At 75.2% G+C, this 14,621-nt stretch carries 6 protein-coding genes and 1 riboswitch; of the genes, 4 read left to right on the forward strand and 2 right to left on the reverse strand.

Going from position 1 to position 14,621, the window contains the following annotated elements; all coding sequences use genetic code 11:
- The first annotated feature begins 37 nt into the window (after positions 1-37).
- Positions 38-4,939, forward strand: a complete 4,902-nt coding sequence (locus tag ACFYVL_RS36485) for a DNA repair ATPase (RefSeq protein ID WP_389252791.1) — start codon at positions 38-40, stop codon at positions 4,937-4,939.
- Here the strand turns inward: ACFYVL_RS36485 and ACFYVL_RS36490 are convergent.
- Together ACFYVL_RS36490 and cobN are read right to left on the reverse strand one after the other, a co-directional pair.
- Entirely contained in the window at positions 4,915-6,918 is a 2,004-nt protein-coding gene (locus tag ACFYVL_RS36490; protein ID WP_389252793.1) for an NAD-binding protein, read from the reverse strand. The genes ACFYVL_RS36485 and ACFYVL_RS36490 overlap by 25 nt on opposite strands.
- Before the next feature lie 166 nt (positions 6,919-7,084).
- Positions 7,085-10,684, reverse strand: a complete 3,600-nt coding sequence (cobN, locus tag ACFYVL_RS36495; RefSeq protein ID WP_389252795.1) for a cobaltochelatase subunit CobN — start codon at positions 10,682-10,684, stop codon at positions 7,085-7,087.
- 79 nt (positions 10,685-10,763) lie between these two features.
- A riboswitch (cobalamin riboswitch) is annotated at positions 10,764-10,836 on the reverse strand.
- 113 nt (positions 10,837-10,949) lie between these two features.
- On the opposite strand from cobN, the gene ACFYVL_RS36500 reads away from it, so the two are divergent.
- The 3 genes from ACFYVL_RS36500 (at position 10,950) to ACFYVL_RS36510 (ending at position 14,572) form a co-directional block, all read left to right on the forward strand.
- Positions 10,950-12,338 carry a precorrin-3B synthase gene (locus ACFYVL_RS36500; protein WP_389253018.1) on the forward strand — a complete coding sequence of 463 codons (1,389 nt, stop codon included), beginning with the start codon at positions 10,950-10,952 and terminating at the stop codon, positions 12,336-12,338.
- 84 nt (positions 12,339-12,422) lie between these two features.
- Positions 12,423-13,049 (forward strand): precorrin-8X methylmutase, encoded by a 627-nt coding sequence (locus ACFYVL_RS36505; RefSeq protein ID WP_389252797.1) that lies wholly within the window; start codon positions 12,423-12,425, stop codon positions 13,047-13,049.
- Positions 13,046-14,572 carry a precorrin-2 C(20)-methyltransferase gene (locus tag ACFYVL_RS36510; protein ID WP_389252799.1) on the forward strand — a complete coding sequence of 509 codons (1,527 nt, stop codon included), beginning with the start codon at positions 13,046-13,048 and terminating at the stop codon, positions 14,570-14,572. The genes ACFYVL_RS36505 and ACFYVL_RS36510 overlap by 4 nt, the downstream gene beginning before the upstream one ends.
- Positions 14,573-14,621: the final 49 nt, after the last annotated feature.

Raw genomic sequence — 14,621 nt, forward strand, 5'->3', positions numbered from 1 at the left:
AAGACACCCACTCACACACCCCTCGGAGGCAGCGAAGATGACCCGGGCGACGCAGCCTGCGGCCACGGACACCGGCACCGCCCGGGACACCGACGCCCTGGACGGCGGCACCTACGAAGTGCTGCGCGACCGGCTCGCCGCCCGCGCGGGCGAACTGGCCCGGCGGGCCGAGGAACTGAACACGGCGCGGATCGCCGAGTTCGGCGCCACCGAGCTGGCGCTGACCGGCACGGTCCGGCCGCGCACCGCGGCGGTGTGCGCACCGCGCGACGTGGTGGCCGTCGGCGAGGCGCTGCTGCTGGGGTCCCACCCGGCGGGCGCGCCCGCCGAACAGGTCGCGGTCGGGGACGTCCTGTCCCTGTACGACCGGCAGGCGCGGGCGCTGCCGGCCGACGCCGTGCCGGGACTGCTCGACGATCCGGCGTTCGTGGCGGAGTTCGACGCGCTGCACCGCTACTACCGGGGTGCCCGGCTGCTCCAGCTGCGGCGTGTGGAGGACCGGCTGCTGGCGGTGTTCCGGACCGGTGAGCGGGCCGCGGACATCCGGGTGCTGCGCTGGGCGCTCTCCCCCACCGGCGAGGTCCGTTTCCTGGACGCGCGCGGCGAGCGCGACCACGTCCCCCTGCCGTCGCACGACGTCACCTGGGTGCCGGCCACCCGCGAGGACCAGCTCCTGGGCCGCCACCCCAGGCTGTCCCTCGACGGCGGCCGGGTCTTCCTCGCCACCGGCGGCGGTTTCCTGACCGTGGGCACCGACGCGGACACCGAGTCCCCGGACGGCATCCACCGCGAGCCCGTCGACGAGCCGCTGCAGTCCCTGGCCGACGCCGAGGTGGCGTACGCGCGCGTCGGCGACCTGACCCTGCTGCGGGTCCGCCCGTACAAGGAGGACACCACCCGCCACCTGGTGTTCAACTCCCTCACCCGCACCGTCGTCCGGCTCGACGGCATCGGGCAGTCCTGCCGTCGGCTGCCGGACGACCAGGGCGTCGTCTTCCCCGGCGGCTACTGCCTCGCCTCCGGCACGGTGAAGGCGTTCGACGCGGACACCTCGCAGCTGGAGTTCGCGGGCGCCGTGCGCTCCCCCAACGGCGAGGACGTGCTGTTCGCGTTCCGCGCCGCCGCCTCGGGACGCACCCTGCTCCTCCCGTACAACCTCGTCCGCAAGACCGCCGCCACCCCGCTGACCTGCGACGGGTACGCGCTCTTCGACGACGGGGAGCTGCTGGCGCTGCGGGCGGGCGAGCCGGGCCGGGTGCACCAGGTGCAGCGGTGGCGCAGCCCGTTCGTCTCCGACCTGTACGCCGCGGGCGCGGCGGGCGGCGGCGGGCCGCTCGCGCGGATCGGAAATCCGGATCTGGTGCGGGGCGTCGCCGACTGCCTGGCCGTCGCCCGGCAGGCCCGCGACACCGCGCCGACCGGGGAGATGTACGAGGCGCTGGTCGCCGCGTGCGCGCGGGCCGCCGACCGGCACCACTGGCTGGGCGACGCGGAGGCCGGGGACCTGCGCACCCCGCTGGAGGGGGTGCGGGCCACCGCCGTGCAGGTGCTGGAGGAGTTCGGTGCGGTCACCGAGCTGCGGCGCCGGGCCGGGGAGGCGCTGGACGCCGCCGCCGCCGAACTCGCCGGTCTGGTGCGCAGGCTGCGCGGCGAGGTGCCGGCCACGGCCGGGGAGTGGGTGGCGCGGATCACCGGGCTGCGGGAGGCCCGTGGGCGGCTGCTGGCGCTGAAGGAGACGCGGTACGCGGACACCGGCCGCATCGACGCGCTGGCCGCGGAGGCCGAGGGCGACCTGGCGTCCGCCGCACAGCGGGCGGTGGCGTTCCTGAGCCGTCCTGACGCGTTCGCCGGCCACCACGCGCGGGTCGAGCGGCTGACCGCGGACGGCGGGGCGATCGCCACCGCGGCCGAGGCGGCACCCATGAATGCCCGACTGGACGAACAGGCGCACGGACTGCGGGAGTTGACCGAGGTCGTCGCCGGGCTCGACATCGCGGACGCGACGGTGCGCACCTCCGTGGTGGAGCGCGTCGCCGAGGTGCTCGGCGGGATCAACCGGGCGCGGGCCGCGCTGGAGAGCCGGCGCCGTACGCTGCTGGACCAGGAGGGGCGGGCGGAGTTCGCGGCGGAGTCCGCGCTGCTCGGCCAGTCGGTGACCGGTGCGCTGGCGGTGGCCGACACCCCGGACGCGTGCGACGCGCAGCTGGCCGGACTGCTGCTCCAGTGGGAGAACCTGGAGTCCCGGTTCGCCGGGCACGAGGACTTCCTCGCCGAGATCGAGCGCCGGCGCACCGAGGTGTACGACACCTTCACCGCGCGCAAGCAGACCCTCCAGGACACCCGGGCCCGCCGCGCGGCGCAGCTCGCGGGCTCCGCGGACCGCGCTCTCCAGGCGCTGGCCCGGCGGGCCGCCACGCTGGAGTCCGCCGACGCCGTGCACACCTGCTTCGCCTCCGACCCGATGGCCGCGAAGGTGCGCCGCACCGTGGAGGAGCTGCGCGAACTGGGCGACGGGGTGCGGGCGGAGGAGCTGACGGGCAGGCTGAAGGCGGCCCGCCAGGAGGCCGGGCGGGCACTGCGCGACCGCACCGAGCTGTACGCGGACGGCGGCAGCACGCTGCGTCTTGGCCGGCACCGCTTCGCCGTCGCCACCCGGGCCCCGGAACTCACCCTGCTCCCGGACGGCGACAGTGCCATGGTCTTCGCGCTGACCGGCACCGACTACCGCTCCCCCGTCACCGATCCGGCGTTCGCGGCCACCCGCGCGCACTGGGACCGCACCCTCGCCTCGGAGTCCCCCGAGGTCTACCGCGCGGAGTACCTGGCGTACCGGGTGCTGGCCGAGCACGGCGAGGAGGTCGTGGACCCGCAGCTGCCGGACCTGGTGCGGCGCACGGCCGAGGCGTCGTACGACGAGGGGTACGAGCGCGGTGTGCACGACCACGACGCGACCATGATCCTGCGCACGGTGCTGCGGCTGCGGGACGGGGCGGGCCTGCTGAGCCACCCGGCGCCCGCCCGCGCGGCGGCCCAGCTGTTCTGGGCGTACGGGACGACGGGCCCGCGGCGCGAGACCTGGGCGCGGCAGGCGCGCTCGCTGGTGCGGGCCCGGGAGACGTTCGGCGCGGCGCCCGCCCTGGACGCGCTGCGGGACGAACTGGCCTGTGCGGTGGGCGGGTTCGACCCGGCGGCGCCCGCCGGGCCGGCCGCCGCGTACCTGGTCGAGGAGCTGGCCGGTGGCGGGTCGTTCGCCACCGCCGACACCGCCCGCACCCTGCTCGACAAGTTCCGCCGTACCGTCGGCTCCTCCCCGTACGCGCCGGACGTGCGCGCGCACCTGGCCGCCGGGGAGACGGCCGCCGCCCGGCGGCTGGTGGAGGGCTGGCTGACCTCCTACGCGGCCTCGTGCGGCGAGGACGTCGCGGCCGGCGACCTGGCCGAGGCGGTCGCGGTGGAGCTGTGCCCGGACCTGCCGCGCCACGACGTGGACGCCCCGGTGACGGCGAGCGTCACCGGTCTGCTCGGCTCGCATCCGCGGATCGACCGCCGCACCCGCGCGCTGGCGCTCCGGCTGGACGAGTTCCTGGCCCGCACCGCGGACTTCGCCGCGCACGCCGTGCCCGGCTTCCGGGACTTCCAGCGGCTGCGCGGGGCGCAGGTGGCCGCCGAGCGGGAGCGGCTGCGGATCGACGAGTTCCGGCCCCGGGTGATGTCGTCGTTCGTCCGCAACCGGCTGGTCGACGAGGTGTACCTGCCGCTGGTCGGCGACAGCCTCGCCAAGCAGCTGGGCGCCGCCGGGGAGGGCAGGCGCACCGACCACCACGGTCTGCTCCTGCTGCTGTCCCCGCCGGGCTACGGCAAGACGACGCTGATGGAGTACGTGGCCCAGCGGCTCGGGATGCTCCTGGTGAAGGTCGACGGGCCAGCCCTCGGGCACCGGGTGACCTCCCTGGACCCCGAGGAGGCGCCGAACGCGGCGGCCCGCCGCGAGCTGGAGAAGATCGGCTTCGCGCTGACGGCGGGCAACAACGTCCTCCTGCACCTCGACGACATCCAGCACACCTCCCCCGAACTCCTCCAGAAGTTCATCCCGCTGTGCGACGGCACCCGCACCCTCAACGGCCACGACCTGCGCGGCAAGCGCTTCGCGGTGTGCATGGCGGGCAACCCGTACACGGAGTCGGGGCAGCGCTTCCGCATCCCGGACATGCTCGCCAACCGGGCGGACGTGTGGAACCTGGGCGACGTGCTGACCGGCAAGGAGGACGCGTTCGCCGCGAGCTTCGTGGAGAACGCGCTCACCTCGCACCCGGTGCTGGCCCCGCTCGCGGGCCGCGAGCGCGCCGACGTCGACCTGCTGACCCGGCTGGCCGAGGGGGATCCGACCGCGCGGGCGGACCGGCTGGTCCACCCGTACGAGCCCGCCGAACTGGAGCGGATCCGGGCGGTGCTGAAGCACGTGGTGACGGCCCGGCGCACCGTGCTCGCGGTCAACGCGGCGTACATCGCCTCCGCAGCCCAGACGGACGCCGCCCGCACCGAGCCGCCGTTCCGGCTCCAGGGCTCCTACCGCAACCTCCAGCGGATCGTCCAGCGGATCACCCCGGCCATGAACGACGCCGAGCTGTCCGCCGTCCTGGACGACCACTACGCGGGCGAGGCGCAGACCCTGACCGCCGACGCGGAGTCCAACCTGCTGAAGCTGGCGGCCCTGCGCGGCACCCTGACGCCGGAGCAGGCCCGGCGCCGGGACGTGGTGGGCGCCGCGTACCTGCGCACCCGGGCGCTCGGCGGCGCGGAGGACGACGGGCTGGGCCGTGCGGTGGCGGCGCTCGGGCTGCTCGCCGACCGGGTGGCGGCCGTCGAGTCGGCGATCGTGCGGGCGGCCGGGCCCCGTCCGCCGGGCACGGGGTCTCAGCCGGCCGGGTCGGCGCCCTGACCCTGCCGGGACCGGCTGCCGCTGCGGCCGAGGAGTTCGGCGAGGCCGCCGCGGGTGGTGGCCAGGATGACCCGGTCCTCGGGGCGCAGCACGTATCCGGGGTGCAGGTCCCAGACGAGGCCGGGCGGTTCGTGCTCGGGGTCGTCGGGGTGGTGGGGCGAGGACAGGTCGGGCACCCGGTCCGGGGCGCGGGCGGGGTCCAGGGCGAGCACCCGCCAGGAGCCGGGCCGGAACGCCTCGGCGACGGTGCGTCCTTCGAGGCGGGGGTTGCCCGCCACGTCCAGCGCGGCGAACAGCAGCACCCGGCGTTCGACCGGTATGGCGCCGAGCACCTGGCGGCCCATCATCGCCCCGGCGAAGGCGGGCGCGGCGAGCGTGGAGACGCTGCGGCTGCGGGTGAGCGCACCGGGGTGGGCGGCGCGCAGGGTGCGGTAGACGGCGGTGGCGAAGTCGTCGTCGTACAGCCGCAGCGCCACCCTGAGGTCGGGCCGGACCGAGCGGGCGTACAGGGCGGCCTCCAGGTTGGTGGTGTCGGAGCTGGTCAGGGCGAGGAAGGCGTGCGCCCGGTGCACCTTGGCCGCCTCCAGTACGCCTTCCTCGGTGACGTCGCCCAGGACGACGGGCACCCGGTGGCGGCGGGCCAGGGCGACGCCGCGGGCCTCCGGGTCGGACTCGACGCACACCACGGCGACGTCCAGTTCGCGCAGCCGGGCCAGCACCCGGGAGCCGATCTTGCCGAGGCCGAGGAGCACGACGTGGCCGGAGAGTCCACGTGGCGGGCGACGCAGCTGCGCGCCGTTGCGGAAGGTGCCGAACGCTTCGAGCACTCCCGCCACCAGCAGCGGCAGGAGCAGCATTCCCACGAAGCCGGAGAGGATCTGCAGGATCTGGCGGTCGGCCTCCTCGTCGACGGCGGGCTCGTTGATGGCGAAGATGTCGAGCAGGGTGACGTAGGCGGCGTGCAGCGGGTGTTCGTCGCCGATCTGCCAGGACGCGACGGTCAGTGCCAGGACCGCGAGGACCACGCCCAGCAGCGACCACCGGAAGCGGCTGGAGAACAGGTCGCCGACCGGGCCGCCGCGGCTGGTCGCGCGCAGGCCGGAGGCCGAGGTCTGGCCGGTGGCGGGGGTGATCGCTTCGAGGACGACGGCGCCGTGGCCGGCCGCGGCGCCCACCGCCCCTTCGTCGGGGAGGAGTCGGGGTCCTTCGCCGCCGCTGCCGTCGGATCCCTCGGCGCCCGCCGGGTCCTGGGTGGTGGCGGAGAGCAGGGCCAGGGTGCACAGCCCGGGGTCGGGGACCTGTCCGCGGCCGGGCGGGTTGCGCTCGACGGCGCGCAGCAGCAGCCCGCCCGCGTGGATGACCTTGCTGGTGCCGGCGACGACGGTGGCCGCCAGGGCGGGGGCCGCGGTGTCGGCGTCGGAGAGGACGGTGGTGGAGGCGTCCAGCGCGGCCCGGTCCAGATCGGGTGCGGCGACGGCGGCGGCCTGGTCGAGGAGTGCCTCCAGCTGCTGGCCCAGCTTGCGGTTGTAGAGCCGGATCACCAGCCGCAGGCGGGGGTTGAGGCGGCGGGCGGTGAGGGCTGCGCGGATGTTGCGCTCGTCGTCCTCGTAGACGAGGGCGAGCGCGGTGGAGTGGGCGATGCCCGCCGCCTCCAGCACCTCGTTGTCGGGTTCGGCCGCCTCCAGGAGCCGGAGGCCCTCGGGGCGGGCGGCGCCGTCGGACGGCGCCGCCGGGGTGCGGGAGGTGCGGGTGACGGCGGCGGACATCCGGCCGACCAGCGCGGAGACGGTGCCGGGGCCGCCGGTGCCCGAGGCCCCCGAGCGGCGGCCCGGGGGCACGACGAGGGTGACCCGCTCCCCGTAGAGGTCGCACAGTTCCCCGGCAAGCCGCCGGGCGAGGGCGTCGTCCCCGCAGACGACCATCTGGCCGGGCCGGGAGGCCTCCGGTGTGCGGCCCCGCAACTGATTCGGCAGTGACATGGGTCGGCTGCAACTCCCCCGGATCGACACGGACTTCGGCACGGCTGGCGCGCCCTCCGCGCGGATGATCACGAGGAGGGGCGGGCCCGATACTGCCTCGGACCCGCCCCGTCGTCCAGCGGCGCCCCGTGCGGCCCCGCACGGGGCCCGCCGGGTGCGGGGATCGCTAGTCCTCGCCCTCCAGGTCGCCCTCGGTCTCCAGGTAGGCCTGGCGGAGCGCTTCGAGGACGGCCGGGTCGGGCTTGGCCCACATGCCGCGCGACTCCGCCTCCAGGAGGCGCTCGGCGATACCGTGCAGCGCCCAGGGGTTGGCCTCCTTGAGGAACTCGCGGTTGGTCGGGTCCAGGACGTACGTCTCGGTGAGCTTGTCGTACATCCAGTCGGCGACCACGCCCGTCGTCGCGTCGTACCCGAAGAGGTAGTCGACGGTGGCGGCGAGTTCGAAGGCGCCCTTGTAGCCGTGGCGGCGCATCGCCTCGATCCACTTGGGGTTGACCACGCGGGCGCGGAAGACGCGCGAGGTCTCCTCGACGAGGGTGCGGGTGCGCACCGTCTCGGGGCGGGTGGAGTCGCCGATGTACGCCTCGGGGGCCTTGCCCTTGAGGGCGCGCACGGTGGCGACCATGCCGCCGTGGTACTGGAAGTAGTCGTCGGAGTCGGCGATGTCGTGCTCGCGGGTGTCGGTGTTCTTCGCCGCCACCTCGATGCGCTTGTACGCGCTCTCCATCTCCTCGCGGGCCGGACGCCCGTCGAGTTCGCGGCCGTAGGCGTAGCCGCCCCACACCGAGTAGACCTCGGCGAGGTCGGCGTCGGTGCGCCAGTCGCGGGAGTCGATGAGCTGGAGGAGGCCCGCGCCGTACGTTCCGGGACGCGACCCGAAGATGCGGGTGGTGGCGCGGCGTTCGTCGCCGTGCTCGGCGAGGTCTGCCTGGGTGTGCGCCCGTACGTAGTTGACGTCGGCGCTCTCGTCCAGCGAGGCGGCGAGGCGCACCGCGTCGTCGAGGAGGCCGATGGCGTGCGGGAACGCGTCGCGGAAGAAGCCGGAGATGCGCAGGGTGACGTCGATGCGGGGGCGGCCCAGTTCCTCGGCGGGGATGGCCTCCAGGCCGGTGACCCGGCGCGAGGCGTCGTCCCAGACGGGGCGGATGCCCAGCAGTGCGAACGCCTCGGCGATGTCGTCGCCGGCCGTGCGCATGGCGCTGGTGCCCCACAGGGAGAGGCCGACGGAGGTGGGCCATTCGCCGTTGTCGGTCTTGTAGCGCGTGAGGAGGGAGTCCGCGAGGGCCTGGCCGGTCTCCCAGGCGAGCTTGGAGGGTACGGCCTTGGGGTCGACGGAGTAGAAGTTGCGGCCGGTCGGCAGGACGTTGACCAGGCCGCGCAGCGGGGAGCCGGAGGGGCCGGCCGGGACGAAGCCGCCGTTCAGTCCGTGGACGGCGTGGGCGAGTTCGTCGGTGGTGGCGGCGAGGCGCGGGACGACCTCGCGGGCGGCGAAGTCGAGGATGTCGGCGACGGCGGCCGGGTGGCCGGCGGCGACGCCCGCGACGGCCTCCGGCTTCCAGTGGGCGTCCTCCATCGCCTGGACCAGGCCGCGGGCCTGCTCCTCGATCTCGTCGGCGGCGGTGCGCTGCGCGGCGGACTCGTCGAGGCCGAGGGCCTCGCGCAGGCCGGGCAGGGAGGCGGTGCCGCCCCAGATCTGGCGGGCGCGCAGGATCGCGAGGACCAGGTTCACCCGGGCCTCGCCCTCCGGGGCACCGCCCAGGACGTGCAGGCCGTCGCGGATCTGGACGTCCTTGATCTCGCAGAGCCACCCGTCGAGATGCATGATGAAGTCGTCGAAGCCCTCGTCCTCCGGCCGGTTCTCGATGCCGAGGTCGTGGTCGAGCTTCGCGGCCTGGATGAGGGTCCAGATCTGGGCGCGGATCGCGGGCAGCTTCGCCGGGTCCATGGACGCGATCTGGGCGTGCTCGTCGAGGAGTTGCTCCAGCCGGGCGATGTCGCCGTAGCTGTCGGCGCGGGCCATCGGCGGCACCAGGTGGTCGACGAGGGTGGCGTGCACGCGGCGCTTGGCCTGGGTGCCCTCGCCGGGGTCGTTGACCAGGAACGGGTAGATCAGCGGGAGGTCGCCGAGGGCGGCGTCGGGGCCGCAGGCGGCGGAGAGGCCCGCGTTCTTGCCGGGCAGCCACTCCAGGTTGCCGTGCTTGCCGAGGTGGATCATCGCGTCGGCACCGAAGCCGTTGTCGTCGGCGGACGCGGCGATCCAGCGGTAGGCGGCCAGGTAGTGGTGCGACGGCGGCAGGTCGGGGTCGTGGTAGATCGCGATGGGGTTCTCGCCGAAGCCGCGCGGCGGCTGGATGAGGATGAGGAGGTTCCCCCGCCGCAGGGCGGCGAGCACGATGTCGCCGTCCGGGTTCTGCGAGCGGTCGACGAACATCTCGCCGGGCGCCGGGCCCCAGTGCTCCTCGACGGCCTCGCGCAGCTCGGCGGGCAGCGTGGCGAACCAGCGCCGGTAGTCGGCGGCCGGGATGCGCACGGGGTTGCGCGCCATCTGCTCCTCGGTCAGCCACTCCTGGTCGTGGCCGCCCGCCTCGATGAGGGCGTAGATCAGCTCGTCGCCGTCGCCGGAGGCGAGACCGGGCACCTCCTCGGTGCCGAAGTCGTAGCCCTCGGCCCTCAGGCGGCGCAGCAGGGCGACCGCGCTGGCGGGGGTGTCGAGGCCGACGGCGTTGCCGATGCGGGAGTGCTTGGTGGGGTACGCGGACAGGACGAGCGCGATCTTCTTGTCGGCGTTGGGAATGTGCCGCAGCCGGGCGTGGCGGACGGCGATCCCGGCGACGCGGGCGGCGCGCTCGGTGTCGGCGACGTACGCGGGCAGGCCGTCGTCGTCGATCTCCTTGAAGGAGAACGGGACGGTGATCAGCCGGCCGTCGAACTCCGGGACGGCGATCTGGGTGGCCGCGTCTAGCGGGGAGACGCCCTCGTCGTTCTCCTCCCAGGCGGTGCGCGGGCTGGTCAGGCAGAGCGCCTGGAGGATCGGCACGTCCAGGCCGGTGAGGGCGCCCGCGTCCCAGGACTCGTCGTCGCCGCCGGCCGAGGCCTCCGCCGGGCGGGTGCCGCCCGCCGCGAGGACGGTGGTGACGATGGCGTCGGCGGCCCGCAGCTCCTCGATGAGCTCCGGCTCGGGGGTGCGCAGGGACGCCACGTACAGCGGCAGCGGGCGTGCCCCGGCGGCCTCGATCTCGCCGCACAGGGCGTCGATGAAGCCGGTGTTGCCGCTCATGTGGTGGGCGCGGTAGTAGAGCACCGCGACGGTCGGGCCCTCGACACCGGCGCGGGCGGTGCGCTCCAGCGGGCCCCAGGAGGGTGCGGGCGCGGGCGGCTCGAAGCCGTGGCCGGTGAGCAGCACGGTGTCGGAGAGGAAGCGGGCGAGCTGCTCCAGGTTGGCGGGCCCGCCGTGCGCCAGGTAGGCGTGCGCCTCGGCGGCAATGCCGACGGGGACGGTGGAGGCGGCCATCAGCTGCGCGTCGGGGGCCTGTTCGCCGGTGAGGACGACGACGGGCCTGCCCGTGGCGAGGACCTGGTCCAGGCCGTCCTGCCAGGCGCGGACCCCGCCCAGGAGGCGTACGACGACGAGATCGGTGCCGTCGAGGAGCTCGGGCAGGTCGGTGAGGGCGAGCCGGGAAGGGTTGGCGTAGCGGTAACCGACCGGGCCGCTGGAGGAACGGGCGCTGAGCAGGTCGGTGTCGGACGTCGACAGGAGCAGGAGCATGCGGCGTCGTGCCTTCCTCGGGGTGTCCACGCCCCGGGCGGTGTGAGGGAAGCCCCAAGGGGATCGGGGCCGCGCAAGGGAGTTCCTGACTCGCCCGGCGGGGGCCGGGCTCACAGTGGCGGGACCGCGCCGGAGTTCCACCGGGCTTCCTCCCCTGTCGCCGTCGGTGGCGACGACGGGCCCGAGAGCCCGCCACCAGGCATATTAGAGCCCCGGGTCAAGTGCGCCGCACACGGTGTCGAACAGCAGTCCCTCCTCGGTCGGTATGCTCGCCGCCATGCCCCCACCAGCCACTTCGCCGACCTCGCCCGGACCGACGGGCGAGGCCCACGCCCGTACCCGCGGTGACGCGTGCCCGGGTTCGCTGCGGCTGCACGGCGCGGACGACGGGGCGCTGGCCCGGGTCCGGGTGCCGGGCGGTGTGCTCGGCGCCGCACAGGCGCGGGCGCTCGGCGACGCGGCCGGCCGGCTGGGCGATGGTGACATTCGCCTCACCTCCCGGGGCAATGCCGAACTGCGCGGCCTGGCCGCGGACTGCGGCGCCGAACTCGCCCAACTCCTCGGCGCGGCGGGCCTGTTGCCGTCCGTACGGCACGAGCGGGTGCGCAATGTGGTGGCGTCGCCGCTGTCGGGTCTGGACGGCCTGGGGCACGGTGACGTCGGCCCCTGGCTGCGCGGGCTGGACACGCTGTTGTGCGCCGGGGAGCGGACGACCCGGCTCTCCGGCCGGTTCCTGTTCGCGCTCGACGACGGCCGGGGCGACGTGGACGCGCTGGGCGCCGATGTGACGCTGCGGGCGGAGCCGGGCGGGGGTGCGCTGCTGCGGGTCGGCACCGCGCGCGACGCCGTACGGCTGCCGGGTGCGCAGGCGGTGCGGGCCGCGCTGGTGGCCGCCGAGACCTTCCTGGACGGGGTGCGGGAGGTGGGCGTGTGGCGGGTGTCGGAGTTCCCCGGCGGCCCGGACGCGCTGCTGGCCGATGTCGTACGGGAGCTGCGCGCGGCCCGGCTGGACGCGACACGCACGAAGGCCCCCGCCCGGCCCGCCACACCCGCTCCCCCGCGGCTCGGCGTCGTCACGGACACGGCACCCGCCACCGACGCGGCACCTTCCACGGACGCGGCACCCGCCGACGGCCCCGACCGGCCGGCCCGCGCCGCCCTGTCCGTCGGCGCACCGCTCGGCCGCCTCGCCGCCGGCCCGTGGCGCCTGCTCACCGACGTCGCACGACGCCACGGCGACGGTACCCTGCGGCTGACCCCGTGGCGCGGTGTCGTCCTGCCCGGTGTCCTGCCGGCGCAGGCCGAGGAACTGCTCGGCCTGCTGGACGGCGCCGGGCTGATCACCCGCGAGGACTCGCCGTGGCGCGGGGTCGGCGCCTGCGTCGGACGGCCCGGCTGCGCCAAGTCGCTGGCGGACGTGCAGAGTCAGGCGACGCTCGCCCTGGGGCCCGTGGGCGGGCTGCCGGTCCACTGGTCGGGGTGTGCGCGCAGGTGCGGGCACCCGCACGGCGAGTGGGTCGATGTGCTCGCCACCGAGGAGGGCCACCGGATCACGGTCGTACGGGGCGAGGCCCGGGACACCCCGGTCACCGTCCCCGACGGCTCGCCCGCGCTGTCCGACGCGGTGGCCGCCGCTCGCGGGAAACACGCCTGACCCGTATTTTCCCCTCGTACTTCCCCGTACCGACATCTCCACCCGATTCCCCGTCCCACGCCCGCAGAAGAGAGCGACAGCACAGTGCATCAGTACGAGAAGGACGGACCGGCGATCTACCGCCAGTCCTTCGCCACGATCCGCGCCGAGGCGGATCTGGCGGGTCTGCCCGCCGACGTCAGCCAGGTCGCGGTCCGTATGATCCACGCCTGCGGCATGGTCGACCTGGTGCGCGACCTGGCGTTCAGCCCGAACGTGGTGGCGGACGCGCGGGCCGCGCTGCGCGCCGGGGCGCCCATCCTGTGCGACGTGCAGATGGTGGCCAGCGGGGTCACCCGCAAGCGGCTGCCCGCCGACAACGACGTGGTCTGCACCCTGTCCGACCCGTCGGTGCCCGCCCTCGCCAAGGAGCTCGGGACCACCCGCAGCGCCGCCGCGATGGAGCTGTGGCGCGACCGTCTCGAAGGCTCGGTGGTCGCCGTCGGCAACGCGCCGACCTCGCTGTTCCGGCTCCTCGAAATGATCGAGGCGGGCGCACCGCGCCCGGCGGCCGTGATCGGCGTGCCGGTCGGCTTCGTGGGTGCGGCGGAGTCCAAGGAGGCACTGGCCGTGCACGAGTACGGCCTCGAATACCTGGTCGTTCGCGGCCGACGCGGTGGCAGCGCCATCGCCGCCGCCGCGCTCAACGCGATCGCCAGCGAGGAAGAATGAGCACCAACGGGCAGGTCAAGGGCCGTCTTTACGGTGTCGGGCTCGGTCCCGGCGATCCGTCGCTGATGACGGTACGGGCCGTGGAGGTCATCGCCGAGGCGGATGTGATCGCCTATCACAGTGCCCGGCACGGGCGGTCGATAGCGCGCTCCATCGCGGCCGGCCGCATCGAGGAACGGCACATCGAGGAGGCGCTGGTCTACCCCGTCACCACGGAGACCACCGACCACCCCGGCGGCTACCGGGCCGCACTGGAGGAGTTCTACGAGGAGGCCGCGGCCCGGCTGGCCGCGCACCTGGAGGCGGGCCGCACCGTGGCGGTGCTCGCCGAGGGCGACCCGCTCTTCTACGGCTCGTACATGCACATGCACAAGCGGCTCGCGGACCGCTTCCCCACCGAGGTGGTCCCCGGGGTGACCTCGGTGAGCGCGGCGGCGGCGCGGCTCGGGACGCCGCTGGTGGAGGGCGAGGAGGTGCTGACGATCCTGCCGGGCACACTGCCCGAGGAGGAGCTGACGGCCCGGCTCGCCGCGACCGACACGGCCGTGGTGATGAAGCTGGGGCGTACGTTCCCGGCGGTGCGCGGTGCCTTCGAGGCGTCCGGGCGGCTGGGCGAGGCGCGGTACGTGGAGCGGGCGACCATGGCCGGCGAGCGCACCGGCGAACTGGCCGACGTGGACGCGGACTCGGTGCCGTACTTCGCGGTCGCGGTGCTGCCGAGCCGGATCGGCTCCGCGCACACCGAGCCGCGTGCCGCGCGGGCCGAGGGGGACGGCGAGGTGGCCGTGGTCGGTACCGGTCCGGCCGGTCCGCTGTGGCTGACCCCGGAGACCCGTGGGGCGCTGGCCGCCGCGGACGACCTGGTCGGGTACACGACGTACCTGGACCGGGTGCCGGTGCGGCCGGGGCAGGTGCGGCACGGGTCGGACAACAAGGTGGAGTCGGAGCGCGCGGAGTTCGCGCTCGACCTGGCGCGGCGCGGGCGGCGGGTCGCCGTCGTCTCGGGCGGTGACCCCGGGGTCTTCGCGATGGCCACGGCCGTCCTGGAGGTCGCCACGCAGCAGGAGTACGCGCGGGTGCCGGTACGGGTGCTGCCCGGGGTGACCGCCGCGAACGCCGCCGCCGCCAGGGCGGGGGCACCGCTCGGGCACGACTACGCGACGATCTCCCTCTCGGACCGGCTCAAGCCCTGGGAGGTCATCGCGGAACGCCTGCGCGCCGCTGCCTCGGCGGACCTGGTGCTGGCCCTGTACAACCCCGGGTCGCGCAGCCGCACCTGGCAGGTCGGCAAGGCCCGCGACCTGCTCCTCGAACACCGGTCGCCGGACACCCCGGTGGTGCTCGGCCGCGACGTGGGCGGGCCGACCGAGAGCGTACGGACGGTACGGCTCGGGGACCTGGACCCGGCGGAGGTGGACATGCGGACCGTGCTGCTCGTGGGGTCCTCGCAGACCCGGTGGGTACGGCGGGGCGACGACGGCGAGCGGATCGTCTGGACGCCCCGGCGCTACCCGGAGGCCTGAGCGGCACCGCCGGGGTGCGGTCCGGCCACCGGCCAGGAGGCCCGGCGGG

It is taken from the genome of Streptomyces sp. NPDC004111 (assembly GCF_042874215.1).
Lineage (GTDB): Bacteria > Actinomycetota > Actinomycetes > Streptomycetales > Streptomycetaceae > Streptomyces.